Origin of the sequence: Flavobacterium sp. CLA17 (assembly GCF_013112255.2) — a bacterium.
In the GTDB taxonomy this organism is placed as follows: domain Bacteria; phylum Bacteroidota; class Bacteroidia; order Flavobacteriales; family Flavobacteriaceae; genus Flavobacterium; species Flavobacterium circumlabens.
The window spans coordinates 862,300-880,503 of the sequence record NZ_CP068294.1; the positions used below are offsets into that span (position 1 = coordinate 862,300).

Annotated in this window: 19 protein-coding genes; 8 read left to right on the plus strand and 11 right to left on the minus strand. The window is 36.5% G+C overall.

The window, feature by feature from the left end:
• Positions 1-4 precede the first annotated feature (4 nt).
• From HAV12_RS03655 to HAV12_RS03665, 3 genes are all read left to right on the plus strand, one after another.
• Positions 5-985: a M20/M25/M40 family metallo-hydrolase gene (locus HAV12_RS03655; protein WP_171568544.1), complete on the plus strand. Its 981-nt coding sequence runs from the start codon at positions 5-7 to the stop codon at positions 983-985.
• 35 nt (positions 986-1,020) lie between these two features.
• Positions 1,021-1,698: an SDR family oxidoreductase gene (locus HAV12_RS03660; RefSeq protein WP_171568545.1), complete on the plus strand. Its 678-nt coding sequence runs from the start codon at positions 1,021-1,023 to the stop codon at positions 1,696-1,698.
• Positions 1,699-1,804: 106 nt separating this feature from the next.
• Positions 1,805-2,410 carry a SprT-like domain-containing protein gene (locus HAV12_RS03665; protein WP_171568546.1) on the plus strand — a complete coding sequence of 202 codons (606 nt, stop codon included), beginning with the start codon at positions 1,805-1,807 and terminating at the stop codon, positions 2,408-2,410.
• Between the two features lie 101 nt (positions 2,411-2,511).
• On the opposite strand, the gene HAV12_RS03670 is transcribed toward HAV12_RS03665, so the two are convergent.
• The 6 genes from HAV12_RS03670 to gcvP form a co-directional block, all read right to left on the minus strand.
• Positions 2,512-3,273, minus strand: coding sequence for an ABC transporter ATP-binding protein (locus HAV12_RS03670; protein ID WP_171568547.1), 762 nt, complete (start codon positions 3,271-3,273; stop codon positions 2,512-2,514).
• Positions 3,273-4,019 carry an ABC transporter permease gene (locus HAV12_RS03675; RefSeq protein WP_127338563.1) on the minus strand — a complete coding sequence of 249 codons (747 nt, stop codon included), beginning with the start codon at positions 4,017-4,019 and terminating at the stop codon, positions 3,273-3,275. The genes HAV12_RS03670 and HAV12_RS03675 overlap by 1 nt, the downstream gene beginning before the upstream one ends.
• An 80-nt stretch (positions 4,020-4,099) precedes the next feature.
• On the minus strand, positions 4,100-4,948 hold the full coding sequence (locus HAV12_RS03680; protein ID WP_132036310.1) for a glycosyltransferase family 2 protein: 849 nt from the start codon (positions 4,946-4,948) through the stop codon (positions 4,100-4,102).
• A gap of 152 nt (positions 4,949-5,100) precedes the next feature.
• The gene (locus HAV12_RS03685; RefSeq protein ID WP_171568548.1) at positions 5,101-5,628 is read right to left on the minus strand and encodes a methyltransferase; all 528 of its coding nucleotides are present in this window, start codon (positions 5,626-5,628) and stop codon (positions 5,101-5,103) included.
• A gap of 141 nt (positions 5,629-5,769) precedes the next feature.
• Complete coding sequence (locus HAV12_RS03690) at positions 5,770-6,828, minus strand: 3-oxoacyl-ACP synthase III family protein (RefSeq protein ID WP_171568549.1); 1,059 nt, start codon at positions 6,826-6,828, stop codon at positions 5,770-5,772.
• Between the two features lie 285 nt (positions 6,829-7,113).
• The gene (gcvP, locus tag HAV12_RS03695; RefSeq protein WP_171568550.1) at positions 7,114-9,963 is read right to left on the minus strand and encodes an aminomethyl-transferring glycine dehydrogenase; all 2,850 of its coding nucleotides are present in this window, start codon (positions 9,961-9,963) and stop codon (positions 7,114-7,116) included.
• 135 nt (positions 9,964-10,098) lie between these two features.
• Here gcvP and HAV12_RS03700 point away from each other — a divergent pair, with 135 nt between their 5' ends.
• Positions 10,099-10,905, plus strand: a complete 807-nt coding sequence (locus HAV12_RS03700; RefSeq protein ID WP_171568551.1) for a hypothetical protein — start codon at positions 10,099-10,101, stop codon at positions 10,903-10,905.
• Between the two features lie 168 nt (positions 10,906-11,073).
• Here HAV12_RS03700 and HAV12_RS03705 read toward each other — a convergent pair whose 3' ends face one another.
• From HAV12_RS03705 to HAV12_RS03725, 5 genes are all read right to left on the minus strand, one after another.
• A complete protein-coding gene (locus HAV12_RS03705) occupies positions 11,074-11,532 on the minus strand; it encodes an SRPBCC family protein (protein WP_171568552.1) in 459 nt (152 codons plus the stop codon).
• Positions 11,529-12,437 (minus strand): TIGR01777 family oxidoreductase, encoded by a 909-nt coding sequence (locus HAV12_RS03710; RefSeq protein ID WP_171568553.1) that lies wholly within the window; start codon positions 12,435-12,437, stop codon positions 11,529-11,531. Before HAV12_RS03710 ends, HAV12_RS03705 begins: the two co-directional genes overlap by 4 nt.
• Before the next feature lie 5 nt (positions 12,438-12,442).
• Positions 12,443-13,264 carry a hypothetical protein gene (locus HAV12_RS03715; RefSeq protein ID WP_171568554.1) on the minus strand — a complete coding sequence of 274 codons (822 nt, stop codon included), beginning with the start codon at positions 13,262-13,264 and terminating at the stop codon, positions 12,443-12,445.
• Between the two features lie 37 nt (positions 13,265-13,301).
• Positions 13,302-13,634, minus strand: a complete 333-nt coding sequence (locus HAV12_RS03720; RefSeq protein ID WP_171568555.1) for a hypothetical protein — start codon at positions 13,632-13,634, stop codon at positions 13,302-13,304.
• 68 nt (positions 13,635-13,702) lie between these two features.
• Complete coding sequence (locus HAV12_RS03725) at positions 13,703-14,206, minus strand: GbsR/MarR family transcriptional regulator (protein ID WP_171568556.1); 504 nt, start codon at positions 14,204-14,206, stop codon at positions 13,703-13,705.
• 384 nt (positions 14,207-14,590) lie between these two features.
• Between HAV12_RS03725 and HAV12_RS03730 the strand changes: the two genes are divergently transcribed.
• From HAV12_RS03730 to HAV12_RS03745, 4 genes are all read left to right on the plus strand, one after another.
• On the plus strand, positions 14,591-15,106 hold the full coding sequence (locus HAV12_RS03730; protein ID WP_132036318.1) for an inclusion body family protein: 516 nt from the start codon (positions 14,591-14,593) through the stop codon (positions 15,104-15,106).
• 63 nt (positions 15,107-15,169) lie between these two features.
• Positions 15,170-15,670 (plus strand): AidA/PixA family protein, encoded by a 501-nt coding sequence (locus HAV12_RS03735; RefSeq protein ID WP_171568557.1) that lies wholly within the window; start codon positions 15,170-15,172, stop codon positions 15,668-15,670.
• 157 nt (positions 15,671-15,827) lie between these two features.
• Positions 15,828-16,241, plus strand: a complete 414-nt coding sequence (locus tag HAV12_RS03740) for a DUF1842 domain-containing protein (protein WP_132036320.1) — start codon at positions 15,828-15,830, stop codon at positions 16,239-16,241.
• A gap of 85 nt (positions 16,242-16,326) precedes the next feature.
• A complete protein-coding gene (locus tag HAV12_RS03745) occupies positions 16,327-18,138 on the plus strand; it encodes a hypothetical protein (protein WP_171568558.1) in 1,812 nt (603 codons plus the stop codon).
• Positions 18,139-18,204: the final 66 nt, after the last annotated feature.

Consider the following 18,204-nt stretch of genomic DNA (forward strand, 5'->3'; position numbering starts at 1 on the left):
ATTCATGAAAAAATTATACTTTCTGCTTCCATTGGTTTTATTAGCTTGTAAATCCAATAATTCAGCCGTAAACGACCCATCATCTTCAAAAGTAAGTTCTCAACCGGTTGAAATTACGTATAAGGTAGAACAGACAAACGTTTCGGATTTCTTAAAATACCTTTCTTCAGATGAATTGGAGGGGCGCGAAACGGGAACAAAAGGAATAGAGAAAGCGGCTGAATTCCTGGAAGGTTTTCTTAAGAAAAATAATGTGAAGCCTTATTTTAAAACCTATCGCGACACGCTGACCAATTTTAAAACACCGGCCTTTAATATTGTTGGGGTTATAGAAGGAAATGATCCTGAACTTAAAAAAGAATTTGTGGTGCTGAGTGCGCATTACGATCATATTGGTGTAGATAAAAACAAAAAAGAAGATGTGATCAATAACGGAGCCAATGATGATGCTTCCGGAGTAACAGCGGTGGCCGAAATGGCGAAATATTTCAGCGAAACAAAATCGAATAAGAGAAGTATTCTTATTGTGTTTTTTGCCGGAGAAGAAAAAGGCCTGCTTGGGTCTAAAAGCTTAGTGGAAAAACTGAAGGTTCAAAAATTCAATTTATACGCCCAGCTGAATATCGAAATGATTGGCGTACCTATGAAACGCGATTATCTTGCCTATATTACAGGTTTTGACAAATCGAATATGGCGGAGAAAATAAATGAATATACCGGAAAAAAGACAATCGGATTTTTGCCAAAGGAAGCCGAATATAAATTATTCTACAGATCTGATAATTATTCGTTTTATGAAGCTTTCAAAAAACCATGCCAGTCAATAAGCACTTTTGACTTTGAGAATTTCGAATTTTACCATCATCCATCCGATGAATTCAAAGTGATGGATATTCCGCACATGACTTCTTTTATACAGGAGTTTTTGCCGGCCGTAACTCAGATCGCAAATTCTAAGACGCAGGAAATTACAATGAAGAATTAACGGTTCGTTTTGAGTGTTTTGCTTATTTTTGCTTCATGAAAAATATTATTATTACAGGAACGAGCAGAGGTATCGGTTATGAATTGGCCCTGCAGTTTGCAAATGCCGGAAATCAGGTGTTGGCGATTTCAAGAAAAATACCCCAGGCACTTTTAGAACATGAAAATATAACGTGCCTGTCTGTCGACTTATCAAACGAATCAGAATTATATAAAGTAGAAGATTTTCTTTCTTCTGCGTGGAAAAAAGTAGATGCTCTGGTGCATAATGCCGGAGCTTTGCTTTTGAAGCCTTTCGCAGAAACCACACAGGCGGATTTTGAAAGTATTTACAAAGTAAATGTTTTTGCAGTCGCCAATCTTACCCGAATTTGCCTGCCGTATCTTCAGAAAGGTAGTCATGTGGTCACAATCAGTTCAATAGGCGGTGTACGCGGAAGTCTGAAATTTGCAGGTTTAGCGGCGTACAGTTCCAGCAAAGGAGCTGTGGGTACCTTAACGGAATTGCTGGCGGAAGAGTACAAAGAAAAAAGGATTTCCTTTAATGTTCTGGCATTGGGTTCTGTTCAGACCGAAATGCTTCAGGAAGCTTTCCCCGGATATCAGGCACCTATTTCTGCCAAAGGAATGGCGACTTATATTTATGATTTTACGCTTAATGGCCATAAGTATTTTAACGGAAAAGTTTTAGAAGTTTCTTCAACTAACCCTTAAGTAAAAAGCTCCAATAAAAAAAATCCAAATTCCAAATTCTAATTGAAACTAAAAACTTTTAACTTTTCACAAATAACGTCTCACCAATAACTTTTAACTTCAAAAATTGAACGAAACTTTAGCAAGATATATACCCGAACATGCTGTAAAGCCTGTTTTTGATTTGATTGTGGCCAATCAGGTTCATCTGAAAATTGTAAATGAACGCCAGACGCGTCATGGCGATTACAGAAGAGGACCCAGTGGTAAACATGAAATCACGGTAAATGCCAGTTTAAACAAATATCGTTTTTTGATTACGCTGATTCATGAGATTTCACATTTGGTAGCGTTTGAAAAGTTTGGGAGAAACATCAAGCCACACGGAAATGAGTGGAAATATTCGTTTCAGCGTATGATGGTTCCTTTTATTCGTCCCGAAATTTTCCCCGCTCATCTGCTGCCGCTTTTAGCGAGGCATTTTAAGAACCCTTCGGCGAGTAGTGATACCGATACCACTTTGTCGCTGGCTTTAAAGCAATACGATCAGGAAAACGATAAAAATTATGTTTTTGAAATTCCGTACGGAAGTGTTTTCAGAATCAAGAACGGTAAAATATTCAAGAAACTGGCCGTTCGCACGAAACGTTTCGAATGCATCGAAATAAGTTCAGGTAAAACCTATCTTTTTAATCCAAATGCTGAGGTAGAGTTGATTAAAAATTCCAATTAAAAAATCTCAAATTCCAAGTTTCTAATCTCAATAAAAAAATCCCAAATTCCAATTTAGACAGTTGGAATTTGGGATTTTTTTTATTGAATTTTAAAAAAGGTTTATCCTTTCAAATACGCTTCTCTTACCTTTTTGAACAAATTAGAAGAATACACAAATTTCACAATGTCTTTATTGTCAGTTCTGAAGATTTCTTCTTTGGTTCCCTGCCAGGCTTTTAGTCCTTTTTTCAGGAAAACAATATTTTCCCCGATTTCCATTACCGAGTTCATATCGTGGGTATTGATTACGGTTGTGATATTGTATTCTTCGGTAATTTCTTTAATAAGGTTATCAATCAAAGTGGAGGTGTTTGGATCCAGACCGGAGTTAGGTTCGTCACAAAACAAATATTTTGGGTTGTTTACAATGGCGCGGGCAATGGCCACACGTTTCTGCATACCACCTGAAATCTCTGAAGGTAATTTTTGATGGGCATCGACTAAGTTTACTCTTTCGAGCACAAAATCAACGCGCTCTTTTATTTTGGCTCTGTTGTCGTTGGTGAACATTCTTAAAGGGAAAGCTACATTTTCTGCAACAGTCATCGAATCGAATAGCGCACTTCCCTGAAAAACCATCCCGATTTCAGTTCTTAATTCTCTTTTTTCATCCGGATCCAATTCAGAATAAACACGCCCGTCAAACTCAATAGTTCCGGAGTCCGGTGTATGAATTCCTAACAATGTTTTTAATAAAACGGTTTTCCCGGATCCACTCTGTCCAATGATTAAGTTGGTTTTTCCGGATTCAAAAACGGTCGAAACACCTTTTAAAACTTTACTGTCAGCAAATGATTTTACTATATTTTTTACTTCGATCATTATCCTAATAATAATTGGGTTAATATATAATTAAAAAGAATGATACAAACCGATGTCCATACAAACGATACCGTACTTGCTTTACCCACTTCAAGAGCTCCGCCTTTCATATAATAACCATGAAAAGAAGGGATTGTCGCCAATAACATGGCGAAAATCAGGGTTTTGATAAAAGCATAAGTGATATGAAAAGGAATAAATTCCATCTGGGCTCCCTGAATAAAGTCCTGACTTGTTGAAAATCCTCCGTAAGCACAAGCAAGCCATCCGCCAAAAACACCCAGAAACATACTAATTCCGATTACGAAAGGATACATTAATAAGGCTATTATTTTTGGAAAAACAAGATAGTTTAAGGAGTTAACACCCATAACTTCCAAAGCATCAATTTGTTCCGTAACACGCATGGTTCCGATACTCGAAGTAATGTAAGACCCCATTTTTCCTGCCATAATAACAGAAATAAAAGTAGGGGCAAACTCCAGAATCACGGATTGGCGTGTCGCAAAACCAATTAAATATTTTGGAATTAGCGGATTAGTTAAATTTAGCGCCGTCTGAATCGCTACAACTCCTCCGATAAAGAAAGAGATAAAGCAAACAATTCCGAGGGAGTCAATAATTAAATCGTCTATTTCTTTAAGGATTAGATTTTTCATGACAGGCCATTTGGTCTGTTTGTTGAAAATTTCCTTCAGCATTAAAAAATATCTTCCTATTTGGGATAAATAACGAATGAGCATCATAGTTTTTACAAATATTGGCTAAGGTAAAAAGAAGTTATGAGTTTAGGGTTATGAGTGAAGTCTTTTCGGCGGTTTCCGAATCAAATTAACTTTTCTTTCATTTTCTTCAAACGATAATTTCTAATAAATTTAGCCTGTTCCGGGGTAACTAGTAAAGGTGTTTTGGCTTTTTTGGCTTTCCAGAACCCTCTGATATAATCAAAAAAGAGAAAAGGTTTTTTCTTCATCATCGCCAGCTTTGCAGAGGCAATTGCTGTAATCAGGAAGCCGTATCCCAGCGTATAAAAAGCTTCTCCCTGTTTGTAACGGGCTGTTTTGTTGTAGTTTGCACCTGTTGGTTTCAGGTGTTTTACGTGTAAGGAAGCATCTGTAACGATTTTCCAGTCGTAATATTTACACAGTAATTCGTCTACCGTATCCCAGCCCATAGCGGGTTTCAACCCTCCAATTTGCTGAAAAGTGGCTGCACGATACGCTTTTAGCGCACCACGGATGTGATCTTTATCGGTTAGGTTTTCTAAAATCCATTCGCCATTTTTTTCTATATAACAAAATCCTCCTGCCATTCCAATTTTCGGATCAGATTGAAAATGTTTGATAATAGTCTCGAAATAGTTGGAAGGGAAAATTAAATCTCCATCTATTTTTACGATAATGTCATAATCGGAATCTAAAGTTTCGAAGCCTTTTTGAAAAGCCTGAATTACTTTGCTTCCCGGCATGTGAATCGCGTCTGAAGTTTTATTGACAACAGAAATAAACGGATTTTCCTTTGCGTAATTCAATACAATTTCCTCTGTTTTATCTGTCGAATTATCGTTGACAACAACAACTTTTGCCGGTAAAACAGTTTGCGAAATTAAAGAATCTAAAGTCAGACCAATAAGTTCCTGTTCGTTATGTGCGGGAATGACGATGTAGTATCTCATAAATTTTCAAATTAAATCCCAGTTTTTTAAAATTCCAAATTCCAACAATTGAATATAAATCCCAATTTTCTAAAATTCCAAATTCCAATTTTTACCTGTGTGGTTTAAATTGGAATTTGGAATTTATCCCAAGAATTCGGGATGGAATTTGTTTAGGCTTTTATTTTTTCAGCGTAAACAATATAATATCTGTTGGTAAAGCTGCGTAAAAGTGGTCTTAGTCCAAATTTCTTTACCGGATTGGTCCATTTTTGTCTGTCGATAATTTTCCAGCCGGTTTTTTCTAAAAGCCAGTCCAGCTGCCAGTCTTCAAATTCGTGATAATGTCTGTCCCACATGTCTGTTTTGCTGCGGTATGCCGGAGAAAACCAAAGACGCATCGGAATTGAAATTAAAAGTTTTTCAGATTGGATTTCGCTTAGAATTGTAAACGGATTTAATAAGTGTTCGAAGATTTCGAAGGCTGTTACAACAGCTGTTTTTTCAGTTTTAAAAACATCCTGATTCAAATCTAAATCTTCTCCGGTTGTGTTTTTTACAGAATAGCCTTCTTCTTTCATGATTTTAGAAAACGGATTTTCTACTCCTAAATCAAGGATGGATTCTGAGGTATTGATATGTTTTTGTAAAAATTCTAAAGTAAGTTTGAATCTTTTATTCGGAAACGTTTTTTCGTACATCTTATATTTTTTAACGGCAAAGGCGCAAAGATACTAAAAAGTCCGCATTTTAAAATGCGGACTTTTTAGTATTCAGTTTTCAGTCGCAGTTTTCAGTTTAAGCAGAGTAAAAACTGAAAACTGCGACTGAGAACTATCCTTTTAGTATCGGTATACAAATGCATTGACATTCATTCCGGCTCCAACAGAAGCAAAAATAACAACGTCACCTTTGTTGATTTCATGATTTTCTAATTTGCCTTGTATCAGCAGATCAAATAGAGTAGGTACGGTAGCCACACTGCTGTTTCCTAAATCATGAATACTCATTGGCATAATGTTTTCCGGTGGTGTCTTGTCGTATAATTTATAAAAACGGGCAACAATTGCTTCGTCCATTTTTTCATTGGCCTGGTGAATAAGGATTTTCTTTACCTCCTCAATTGCAATTCCGCTTTTGTCCAGACATTCTTTCATGGCGCATGGCACCTGACTTAAAGCAAACTCGTAAATTTTACGGCCATACATTTTGATGTATTTAATATCCGGATCTAAATCAGGATTGTATGATTTTCCGAAGTATAAAAAGTTGGCTTCATCATTAGCAAAAGTAGCGCTTTCATAAGATAATAATCCTGCTTCATCATCAGACGCTTCCAAAATCGAAGCACCCGCACCATCAGAATAGATCATGGAATCACGATCGTGATCATCAACAACTCTAGAAAGGGTTTCTGCTCCAATGACCAAAACTCTCTTTGCCATTCCGGATTTGATAAAAGCATTAGCCTGAAGGACACCTTCAATCCAGCCCGGACATCCAAAAAGAATATCGTAAGCTACACATTTAGGATTTTTAATATCCAGTTTATTTTTAACTCGGGTTGCTAAACTTGGAAGAATATCAGTTTGATGTGTCCCGGTTTTTACATCGCCAAAATTATGGGCGAAAATAATATAATCTAAAGTTTCACGGTCGATGTTCGCATTTTCAAGTGCTCTTTCAGCAGCAAAATAGGCTAAATCTGAGGAAGTATGATGGTCTTCGGCATAACGACGATTTTCAATTCCGGTTATTCCTTTAAATTTTTTAATTACAACTTCATTTGGGTAAGCAAAAGGAGTTCCGTCTTCATTCAAAAAAACATGCTTGTCGAAGTCAGTATTGCTTACTTCTTTATTAGGAATGTAACTTCCTATTCCAATTATTTTTATTTTCATTATTCCTTACTAATTATCCGATAAATTTATCGCTAAATTATAAATAAAATTATGATAACCATCATAAAATATACTATGCATGCATATAATTATGGAATAGTAAATTTTTTATGTAATTATTGTTTATTTTTTAATGAATTTTGATTTTGCCTGAGATTTCAAACGTTTGAGATGAAAGTTGGGGTGAAGTTTTTTTTGTTTGAAACATGAAACTTCAAATAAAAAATAAACCCGACAGGTTCTAAAACCTGTCGGGTTTGGATATGTAATAAGAAAACGTATTTCTTAGTTTTCCATATAAGCTTCAATTGGAGCACAGCTACAGATTAGATTTCTGTCTCCAAAAGCATCATCGGCTCTGCGGACAGAAGGCCAGAATTTGTTTTCAGCGATATATTCTAACGGGAAAGCAGCCTGTTCTCTGGTGTAAGGGAAATTCCAGGTCTCAGAAGTCAGCATCGCTAAAGTGTGAGGGGAATTTTTCAATACATTGTTACTGTCTTCGATTGTTGCAGCTTCAATTTCTTTTCTGATTGAAATCATGGCGTCACAAAAACGATCTAATTCTTCTAAGTTTTCACTTTCGGTCGGTTCGATCATCAAAGTTCCGGCAACCGGGAAAGATACGGTTGGTGCGTGGAAACCGTAATCCATTAAACGTTTTGCGATATCGGTAACTTCGATTCCTTTTTGTTTAAAAGGACGACATTCCAAAATCATTTCGTGTGCTGCACGACCCATTTCTCCGGAATATAAAGTATCGTAATGTCCGTTTAGTTTTTCTTTGATGTAGTTTGCATTAAGGATTGCATGCTCTGTAGCGCTTTTTAGGCCTTCAGCTCCTAACATCGAAATATATCCATAAGAGATCAGACATACCAAAGCAGAACCCCATGGTGCAGCAGAAATAGCAGTGATCGCAGTTTCTCCTCCTGTCGGGATTACCGGGTTTCCTGGTAAGAAAGGAACCAATTGCGGTGCTACGCAAATAGGACCAACACCAGGACCTCCGCCTCCGTGAGGAATAGCGAATGTTTTGTGTAAGTTTAAGTGACAAACGTCAGCTCCAATGGTAGCAGGATTTGTTAATCCTACCTGTGCATTCATGTTAGCACCGTCCATATAAACCTGTCCGCCATTATCGTGAATTAATTTTGTAATTTCCTGAATAGCACTTTCAAAAACACCATGTGTAGATGGATAAGTTACCATTAAACAAGAAAGATTATCTTTATGAAGAATCGCTTTTTCGCGTAAATCTTCAACGTCGATATTTCCGTTTTCAAGAGTTTTAGTAACAACAACTTTCATTCCGGCCATAGCAGCAGAAGCTGGGTTTGTACCGTGAGCCGATGAAGGAATCAAAGCGATATTTCTGTGATCGTCTCCACGCGATTGGTGGTACGCACGAATTACCATAAGTCCTGCGTATTCTCCTTGTGCACCAGAGTTTGGCTGCAAAGTAGTTCCGGCAAAACCAGTAATTACATTTAATTGCTGCTCTAATTTTTTCAACATTTCCTGATATCCCTGTGCCTGGTCAAGAGGGGCAAAAGGGTGAATGTTGTTCCAGTTTGGATTACTTAACGGCAGCATTTCAGCGGCAGCGTTTAGTTTCATGGTACAAGAACCTAACGAAATCATCGAATGATTTAATGCTAAATCTTTACGCTCTAACATTTTGATGTAACGCATCAGCGCTGTTTCAGAATGATATTTGTTGAAAACGTCATGCTGTAAGAAAGCAGAAGTTCTGTTTAAAGTTTCAGGATAATGGTTGGTTTCTGTCAATTCAGAAATTGATGTTGCTTGCGCACCAATTGCCTCAGCAAAAATAGCAAGAATCTCATTTACATCAGAAATGCTTGTAGTTTCGTTTAATGAAATTGAAATCGTGTTTTCGTCTGCGTAGTAAAAGTTTACTTCTTTCGCTTCAGCAACCGATTTTACTTTTTTCGAATCTGCTTTTACTAAAATAGTATCAAAGAAAGCGGAGTTCAATTGTTCAACGCCTAATTTTTTCAATTCATTTGCCAAAGTAGCTGCAGATGCATGTACTTTATCAGCAATGTATTGTAATCCTTTTGGTCCGTGGTAAACGGCATACATTCCGGCCATTACTGACAATAATACTTGTGCTGTACAAATATTTGAAGTTGCTTTATCACGTTTGATATGTTGTTCACGAGTCTGCAGTGCCATACGTAAAGCTCGGTTTCCGTTGGTGTCAACAGTAACCCCGATAATACGTCCCGGCATGCTTCGTTTGTATTCGTCTTTAGTTGCAAAGTAGGCAGCGTGTGGTCCACCGTAACCTAACGGAATTCCGAAACGTTGTGTTGTTCCTACCACTACTGCAGCTCCCATTTCTCCGGGAGGCGTTAATTTTGCCAAGCTTAAAATATCGGCAGCAACCGCAACTTTAATTTCTTTTGCAGCCGCTTTTTCAATAAAAGCAGTATAATCGTAAACTTGTCCGTATTTTCCAGGGTATTGTAAAATAGCTCCGAAGAATTCAGTTGAAAAGTCAAAAGTTTCATGGTTTCCGATTACTAATTCAACACCAATCGGAGTTGCACGAGTTTGTAAAACGGAAAGTGTCTGAGGTAAAATTTCTTCTGAAACGAAAAATTTATTGACATTGTTTTTCTTTTGGTCACGGGAACGAACGTCCAGTAGTAAAGCCATCGCTTCGGCAGCAGCAGTTCCTTCATCTAATAATGAAGCATTGGCGATTTCCATTCCGGTCAATTCGATTACGGTAGTCTGGAAATTTAAAATTGCTTCTAAACGACCTTGTGCAATTTCTGCCTGATAAGGCGTATAAGCCGTGTACCATCCCGGGTTTTCGAAAACATTACGCTGAATTACAGCAGGAACAATTGCCTGATTGTAACCTAAACCAATATATGTTTTGAAGATTTTATTTTTATTACCTAATTGCTGGATATGGTTGAAAAACTCATATTCCGTCATTGCCGGATCTAAGTTTAAAGGTGCTTTTAAACGAATGTCATCTGGAAGGGTTTCATAAACAAGTTGTTCGATCGATTCAACTCCAATTGTTTGTAACATGTGTTGAAGATCTGTTTCTCTTGGACCAATGTGTCTTAAAGCAAAAGCATCTGTTTTCATATAGTTGTAAAAGTGTTGTTTTTTTGTCGCGCAAAATTAAGTATTATTAATAATTTAATGGGTATTTTTAACTTCAATTTTTATGAAATTTATAACTAAAGAGTTGATTTGTTACCAATTGATTAGATTTGAGTTATGAAACTTCCAAAACAGGTATTAGATTTTTATTTAAACAGCAGCATTCACGTGGCTTTATCGTGTTATGCTTTGGTTCGGATAACCTTCCATGTATTTCATATTCAATATGATGAAGTTATGGCTTTATTCGTTTTCTTCGGCACAATTGTGGGGTATAATTTTGTTAAATACGATGCTTTGGTCCGGGTTAAAAAAAAGACGATCGGAAATCAGCTGAAGATTATTGCTCTTTTAAGTCTTATTTCCCTGATTTTGGTTGGCTACTATTTTTTTCATTTAAAGCGAATCACACAAATTGTTTCGGTTGCGATTTTTGCCATCACTGCACTTTATACTTTACCCTTTTTTCCGAATAGAAGAAATGCCCGAAACTGGGCGGGAGTAAAAATTTATATTGTAGCCCTTTGCTGGGTTGGAGCAACGCTGGTATTGCCTTATATAAATGCTGAGGTTCCGTTTACAGGTAATTTTTTTATAAAATGTATACAGCGTTTTGTGTTGGTTTTTGTGCTGATTTTGGTTTTTGAGATTTTAGATCTGGCTAATGACGATCCGCATTTAAAAACGGTTCCGCAGACCATCGGTGTGAAACGAACTAAAATCTTAGGATTTTCACTGTTGATTCCGTTTTGGATTTTGGGGATATTGACGTTTACATTTCACGATCTGATTATTAATCTGATTATGGTGGTCACACTGATGTTATTTATTCTGTTTGCCAATCCAAACCGCTCTAAATATTACACTTCTTTCTGGGTAGAGAGCGTACCGATTTTTTGGTGGCTGATGATTGTGTTTCTTTAAAATAAATTTTAAGCTTTAGCCGAATGATAAAGTTGGGCTAAAGCTATGAACCTTCTATTGTTTTTTGCCTCCAGCTAAAGTTGGAGGCAATTCAAATTAATCCGCTAAATCTGCAAAATCTGTGTGAAAAATTCCTTTAAGTCTTTCTGGAAAAAAGGGTAAAATGATTTATTCCTGGTTTTTCTCAGCGGTCTCTTTCAAGATTTTATTTCTTTGCAAAAGAAAATTAGTGAGGTGTTTTTCGAGGAATAAAATATCAAATAATTCTCCGAAAATTCCAAACGGCGTTTCATATTCTAAATGGTCTTTCATGATGGTAATGCCGTTTTTTTCTTCAAAGAAATGCTGGTGCCGGAATGATTTGAATTTTCCTTCTTCCATTTCGTCCAGAAAATAATCATACAAATCCATTTTGGTAATTCTGCTTTTATGGGTTAGATAAAAACCGAAATGTTTTCCTCGCCAGGTGACGGTTTCATTGTAATTGATTAAGCCTGAGGTTATGCCGGCAATCGCTTTTTCATTGGAAGTAGCAGCTGATTTTTGATGTAAACCGATATCTCTCGCAGTATCAAAAGTGATTTGTTTGGACGCCTTTATATGGGTAACTAAATGTATTGTGGTCATGAGATGAGGTCTTTTAAGGTTTTTTCTAAAGTGTCAAATTCAAATTGAAAGCCATTTTCCTGCAATCGTTTCGGAATCACATTTCTGCTTTTCAGGACCAGCTCGGGTTCTGTTCGGATTATGGCGGATCCAAATTTCAATAAGGTTTCACTGATGGGAATTCCAACTGACGTTCCAACTGCTTTTCGTAACAGCCACATGAAGTTTTTGTTTTCAATTGGTTTTGGAGACACGATATTAACAACACCTGTTATTTCTTTTTCCATTATAAAAGCAATGGCGCGGGCAAAATCGGCTTCGTGAATCCAGCTTATCAACTGATTTCCTTTTCCCTGTTTTCCGCCAAAACCCATTTTTGCCAAAGTTTTTAACGGAATTAATGCGCCGCCGTTTTTTCCTAAGACTATTGAAGTTCGTAATGCTGTTTTTAAAGTCGCCGGAGTTTCGGTTTTAAAAAATGATTTTTCCCAGGACTGAGCTACATTCATAGAGAAATCATTTCCAATTTCGCCGGTAACCTCATCCATTTCCCGGTCTAAAGAAAAACGGTAGATCGTTGAAGTGGATGAATTCAGCCAGTGTTTTGGAGGATTGGCACATTGTAAGACCGCTTTATTCAAAACCTTTGTGCTTTCAATACGGGATAAGAGAATCTCCTTTTTGTTTTCTTTGGTATAGCGGCAATCCACAGATTTTCCGGCAAGATTTATTAAAACGGTGGCGTTTTCCAATTCATTTTCCCAGCCGGAAAAAGTTTTAGCGTTCCAGTTTACATATTTGATTCCGTCAATTTCTTTTGATTGTCCTCTGGTCAAAATAACGATTTCTTCAAATTTATTTTTAAAGTGAGTGAGCAGACTTTGACCTAAAAAACCGGTTCCTGCTGCGATGATAAGTTTATTCATGATCTTTAGTAATTCAAAATTAATAGTAGAATAATAAATCGGTATGCCACCCAGGTAAAGCATAAATAAGTTGGCAATTGTAATATTTTGACTCTTCTGAAATGTTCGATAAACATAATAAAAGCGGTAATGGCAAACCAAACCAAAGTTATATTTTCAGGAACATTTACTACAGTTTGCAGTGCGAGCATCGGAAGCAGTAATAAAGATCCCATTAAAGAAACCGTCATTACGTTTCCGGCGTAATTCAGAATCGTCTTTTTGTCAGATTTTAACATAAACAGACTCTGGAAAAGAAGCTGACCTAAAGCAATCAGTATTTCTCTGGTACTGCCGGCTTGTGGCAAAACCGGAATTAAAGCAGCATAATGATACAATACTATTGACGTGATTATACTTGCAAAACCAATAAATAAAAAGCGGTATTTATAATTGAAATCCGGAACACATTGCAATTTCACGTCTTTATTGACTGCACCTGGAATAATGACTTTTCGATTGTAAGAAACAAATGAATACAGTTTTTTCAAAAAGAACTTAACGGGTTTCAGGTTCCCGATTTTTTCAATTAAGGGAAAAGAAAAGCCAATTACTTTTAGCAGGCTGTCAATCCCATAAAGAACTGTTTTATTTTGATTGTCAATTAAGGCAATTTCGTTTGAAGCACGTTTTATATCTACAAAACTCTGTTCGTTTTCACTTAGCTGGCAATAAGATTTACGGCCATTTTCGTCTAACATTTTTGCTTTTATAAATCCTGTCGTATAGACCTGGCACAACGGGCAGTCTTCGTCATAAAGTAAGGTTTGGTTTTGTAGCGTTTTCATAATGTATGGTTTTTTTATTTTCGACTTTACTATCCGTTTATTCTTTTATATAAATTAACATAGAAAGGTAAATGGCCAAAATCAAAGGAATCGGAAAAAGGATAAAGGTGATGAAATCATTGTACCCTATTAACACATCAATAAGCCAAAGCGCAAAGAAGGCTACGACCCCTGCGATATACAGTTGCAGGTTTTTGTTCCTTGGATTGTCAATGAGCATTTTTATTCCTAGTGAAAATTGTAAAAATCCGGTTGCCATAGTTGATATAACAGCAAATATTAGGGCACCTTCTTTATATAGTGGATAGGTTGCTGCAATTAAAAAAGGGAGCGTGATAGCCAATGTGTTGATGTATTTTATAATTCTCATAATTATTGATTGTTTTAAACTTTCAGAAAAAAATGAAAGTTTTAATTAAATTTTTTTTGATTTAAGTTTTACTTCATGATTTTTAAAACCAGTCGGCCTAACCAGTTTTCTTTAAATTCGGTCATTTTGTCTAACATATTATCTGCTTTCAGAACAAAGTCATACAGTTTATTGGTTTGATCCACAAAGTGTTTTTCTTCAGCTGAATCTTTTGCTTCAATAGAGGAGACTTCTTTAAGGATTTTAAGAGCCGGTTTAATTTCTCTTTTACTTCTTTCTCTTGCAATTTTTACAGCCAGTTCATCCAGATCTTTTTCAGCAGTAAAAAATTCTCTTCTTTCTCCGGCTTTGTATTCTTTGTAGACAATTCCCCAATCCATTAGAGCTCTCAGGTTCATGCTGGCATTTCCGCGTGAAATCTGTAATTCTTCCATAATGTTTTCCATAGAAACGGGTTCGTTCGAAACCATCAGCAAAGCATGAATCTGAGCCATGGTTTTATTGATGCCCCATTGGGAACCTAATGCTCCCCAGGTCTGTACGAATTTATTTTTTGCTTCTTTGAATTCCATAGATCAAATGTAAGTAAAAGTTTTTAAACTTTCAAAAATAAATGAAAGTTTGTTTTAGGAAAAACACAGTACTGTTTTTTTTAAGAATAGTCTTATAGCTGTTTTCGCCTGCTTTATGACAGAGAATCTTTTTCTTACAACATTTTTTTTATTAGGTCTATAGGACTCATGTAATTTTGAGTCAGAAAAGAAAAGTACGCTAGCAAATTTATTTTCAAATTTTGTTTTTAAGTGAATTGGTAAATGATTCGTATAATTTTTATGCTAATCCTTTCAATATCCGAAACAAAACAAATCAATCAAAAAGTGGAGCAGACCCCACTCTAATAAACGAGGCGGATTCTGAAAAGCCTTACGAGTAAGAAAACCCAAAAAAATCAAGTCATGCCAAAAAGTAAAATTATAAACGTGAATATCATTATAGACTCTAGTCGTTTAATTAATGATTTTAAAAGTCCTAGTAAGGATCAGAATAATCCAACAGGAATAGGTCATAACTATCAGTTCATGGTAGTTTCAGACGGTGCCAGCATCACAGGTCAGGGTACGGGAGATTTAAGTTTTGTTGCAAAACAAGGAGATATCGTTCGTTTTTATGCTACTTCAGAGTATAATAATTTCGATAATCCGGTAATATTATACAACCTATTTAAGTTTGGCGGGGATGATGTATTTCAAAACCCAAATTTCACCCTGGAGAATTTTCCGGGAGCAGATATCGTTGTGCCGACAAAATTTAATCCGTTAGACACTAAGAAAGCAACTCAGAATTTCTGGTTTGCCCAAAACACTGTAAATGCAAAAGGTGTAGAGAATTATGGTTTACGATTTGCATTATATGATTCCGATTTAAATATTTACGGATATTTCAGCTGGGATCCACAAATTACAGCCAAATAAATTTTAATTTTTAAGAGAGGTTCAGATTTATGCTGAACCTCTCTTTTTTAATACAAAAAGGCCATGTCAAATTTGCAGATTAATATAGTAGTAGAAACATCACTTTTGTTAGAAGAGCATCCGAATGTTAGTATGGATATTGATAATCCTGCTCCGCTTTCTAATCACTATGCATGTTTGGTTATAACAGGAGAGAAGGAAAAGATCAAAGGCTTAAAAAAGAATAAATTAAGTGTTGAAAGAACTTCTGTGGATGAATTAAGTTTTAATGTAGTTTCTGTAAGTGGAAATTTCGATAACCCTGTTGTTTTATATGATTTTACCGTTGATGAAGGAAATGATATTTTAGAACCGCTTTCCATTTTCAGTACAGAAATAGACACGATAGTTCCGGAGCGTTTTAATCCTTTGGAAACGGCTGCGGTTAAGCGGGTTTTTAGCACTAATAAATGTACGATACTGACTTCCGGTAAGGGTTCCTTCGGAGTACGATTTGCTGTTTTTGATGATGATTTAGCTATTGCAGGATATTTTGAATTTCCTGTTCTGTTATCCGTGAAATAGTTTTGATTCAGTTTTATCAAAAAGTTTGAAAGGAAAAAAAATCCCATGACATCTTTTTCCTCTTTCATGACTAAGAATATCTGTCTCATGACATTTTTTTACTTAAAATGGTGTATCTAATATAGTTTTGAGTAAGGAAATTTTAAACCAAAGAACCATGGAAATTTTATTAGGAGATGATTATTTTGTAAAAGGTACAATCGGAAATATTAAAATACCAGGTGCACCGGTTGCTTCATTTGCTCTGGAAGTTTTGCCATTAAAAAATTCGGTAAAAGGAACAATTGTCATTACGCAGGCTATCAACATGCTGGAGAGTGATATTGTTGTTCAGGTAAAAGGTAAAATCCATGCTACCGGATTCGGACAGTTTACAAAAGTAGTGAGTTTGCAGGGACAATATCTTCAGTCTTTCTCCCCACTGGAAAAAGGTTCTTTTTTAGCTGATTTCGATGCTCATTTCGCTATCGATAACGCCTGGAATGGAATTGGAGGTTTTTCATGCTACAATTATCAAATCGAAAATGAAACAGTTGAGCCTTCAGAATGCTTTAAGGCGGAATTGGTATAAATTAAACTTTCATCTTAAGTTCCGGAGTAGTCATTTTCAGAAAAGAGATTGACCAAAAAACAACCAAATCAAAACTATAAAAAAAATGAAAAAAACAACCACAAAAATTATTACTCTATCCTTTATGGTAATAATCATCCTGTTTTTAGGATGCAAAAAAGAAAAGGGGCTTCTGGCGTCTAATGATTCCGAATATTTGCCTCAGGATGTGAAACAGAGCTGTACGGTGTCTGAGTCCGAATTTAACTCCTGGTTTGCGTCAGGTTCTGTAACCGAAAACGGATTAGTGACGCCGGCTAACAGCGTTACGTTTCCTCATAACAACAACTGTGATTTCTACAAATGGTCCGAACAAATGTTTTTGTGGGTAACATCGCCCGCTTCCGCAGCCTATGATGGAAAAGGAACAGTTTTGGAATCTTCTATATTTTACAATGTTTCTCCTCCTGATTCCTTAAATAAACGTACACTGACGCAGCACAAACCGAATCAGGTGTTGCGTGCCGTAAGTAATATTAATCAAAGTGGACCCAACAGACTGCCAGTTTTGATCGATAAGTCCGGGAAAATGTTTGAGATTGAAGCTGAAAAAAGTGATGAAAAAGTTAAGGATGAATCTAATAAATTGATTCAGGTAGATCATATCGCGACTAATGCTTCAGGTTTGCATTCCTTTTTTGACACAAAAGGAAAAGTAATTAAAAATCCAAAACCGGTTATCGACAGTAAAATTAAGCCGTCAGAGGTGGTGCAGCAATTTAAAGTAGGTAATAAATCTATTTTTCTTGATTCCACTGGAAAAGAAGTGCAATCAGAACAAGGGCAGGCAGGTTCCCACGGAGCCTTGATGGGTGAAAATAAATCATTGGTATATTACATCACAATGGTTAATGACGTTTATGCTTATTTTTTAACCGGAGTGAATGAGAACCAGTTAAACGGAAATCAGTTTCCAACAACAGCCGCTGCAAGAGACAGTATCCTTGCGTATGCCAAAACAAAAGGCTGGGCGACACCTCCGGATCCGGATGCCCTGGCAATGGAATTAAAAACATCATGGGTAGAAGTTAAAGACTTGCCAAATCCGGAAACTTATGTAACGATCAAAGCGGTAATTCCTACTTACGATAAATCCAATCCAAATGCATGGGTAGAAAATGGAGAGACCACAACAACATTAGCACTCGTTGGAATGCATGTTGTAGGAAGTGTAGCCGGACATCCTGAAATGATCTGGGCAACATTCGAGCACGAGAAAAATTCACCAAATGATGCGTACACCTACAGAGATATCAATGATAAAATAAAACAGGTAAAAGCGGATACGGGTAAAGGATGGCTTTTTAATGCCAATGCGAATGATACAACAGGAGCTCAGAATATCCAGAATATGACAGTGGGCCACGATTCAATTTTGATTAAAGATCCATCTGTTAATAGCCATACGGCGAGAAGAATTATGGCCTGGGGAGTTGCCTCCAATACAGTTCCTAACGGAGAAGATAAGACACCGGCCGATTCTAACAGTGAGATCATCTCCATAAACAATGCTATTCGCGGCATGCTTGTCGGAAATGATATCAGAAAAAATTATTTATTAATAGGGGCAACATGGACTTTTGGCGGTGCGGGACCCAACGGAAATGTGTATCCGTATGGAGCTGTTAATGACTCCATTCCTGCCGGTGATGCAATCGGTACAGGACAGTTATCTAACAGTACTATGGAAACGTATGTTCAGCCTTCGTCAACCGCTTCAACAGACAGCACGGCAATCTCTTGTTTTTCTTGTCACAATCAGAATAATGGTGTAAAACCAGGTGATTTAAGCCATGTTTTTGATGAACTTATCCCATTGCCTGCAAATAATAATAAGAAAGTTAAGAAAAAAAGTTAATTACAATTCTTGTTGGTTAAAAAAAGCCAGTACTTCTGTACTGGCTTTTTATTTTATAATGAAACC

Bases quoted from the DNA above. Each gene is read 5' to 3' on its own strand.
- HAV12_RS03690 (WP_171568549.1), bottom strand. From the start codon at position 6,828: ATGAAAATAAAAATAATTGGAATAGGAAGTTACATTCCTAATAAAGAA.
- HAV12_RS03675 (WP_127338563.1), bottom strand. From the start codon at position 4,019: ATGATGCTCATTCGTTATTTATCCCAAATAGGAAGATATTTTTTAATG.
- HAV12_RS03700 (WP_171568551.1), top strand. From the start codon at position 10,099: ATGAAACTTCCAAAACAGGTATTAGATTTTTATTTAAACAGCAGCATT.
- HAV12_RS03705 (WP_171568552.1), bottom strand. From the start codon at position 11,532: ATGACCACAATACATTTAGTTACCCATATAAAGGCGTCCAAACAAATC.
- HAV12_RS03735 (WP_171568557.1), top strand. From the start codon at position 15,170: ATGTCAAATTTGCAGATTAATATAGTAGTAGAAACATCACTTTTGTTA.
- HAV12_RS03720 (WP_171568555.1), bottom strand. From the start codon at position 13,634: ATGAGAATTATAAAATACATCAACACATTGGCTATCACGCTCCCTTTT.
- gcvP (WP_171568550.1), bottom strand. From the start codon at position 9,963: ATGAAAACAGATGCTTTTGCTTTAAGACACATTGGTCCAAGAGAAACA.
- HAV12_RS03745 (WP_171568558.1), top strand. From the start codon at position 16,327: ATGAAAAAAACAACCACAAAAATTATTACTCTATCCTTTATGGTAATA.
- HAV12_RS03715 (WP_171568554.1), bottom strand. From the start codon at position 13,264: ATGAAAACGCTACAAAACCAAACCTTACTTTATGACGAAGACTGCCCG.
- HAV12_RS03670 (WP_171568547.1), bottom strand. From the start codon at position 3,273: ATGATCGAAGTAAAAAATATAGTAAAATCATTTGCTGACAGTAAAGTT.
- HAV12_RS03685 (WP_171568548.1), bottom strand. From the start codon at position 5,628: ATGTACGAAAAAACGTTTCCGAATAAAAGATTCAAACTTACTTTAGAA.
- HAV12_RS03710 (WP_171568553.1), bottom strand. From the start codon at position 12,437: ATGAATAAACTTATCATCGCAGCAGGAACCGGTTTTTTAGGTCAAAGT.
- HAV12_RS03730 (WP_132036318.1), top strand. From the start codon at position 14,591: ATGCCAAAAAGTAAAATTATAAACGTGAATATCATTATAGACTCTAGT.
- HAV12_RS03725 (WP_171568556.1), bottom strand. From the start codon at position 14,206: ATGGAATTCAAAGAAGCAAAAAATAAATTCGTACAGACCTGGGGAGCA.
- HAV12_RS03660 (WP_171568545.1), top strand. From the start codon at position 1,021: ATGAAAAATATTATTATTACAGGAACGAGCAGAGGTATCGGTTATGAA.
- HAV12_RS03680 (WP_132036310.1), bottom strand. From the start codon at position 4,948: ATGAGATACTACATCGTCATTCCCGCACATAACGAACAGGAACTTATT.
- HAV12_RS03740 (WP_132036320.1), top strand. From the start codon at position 15,828: ATGGAAATTTTATTAGGAGATGATTATTTTGTAAAAGGTACAATCGGA.
- HAV12_RS03655 (WP_171568544.1), top strand. From the start codon at position 5: ATGAAAAAATTATACTTTCTGCTTCCATTGGTTTTATTAGCTTGTAAA.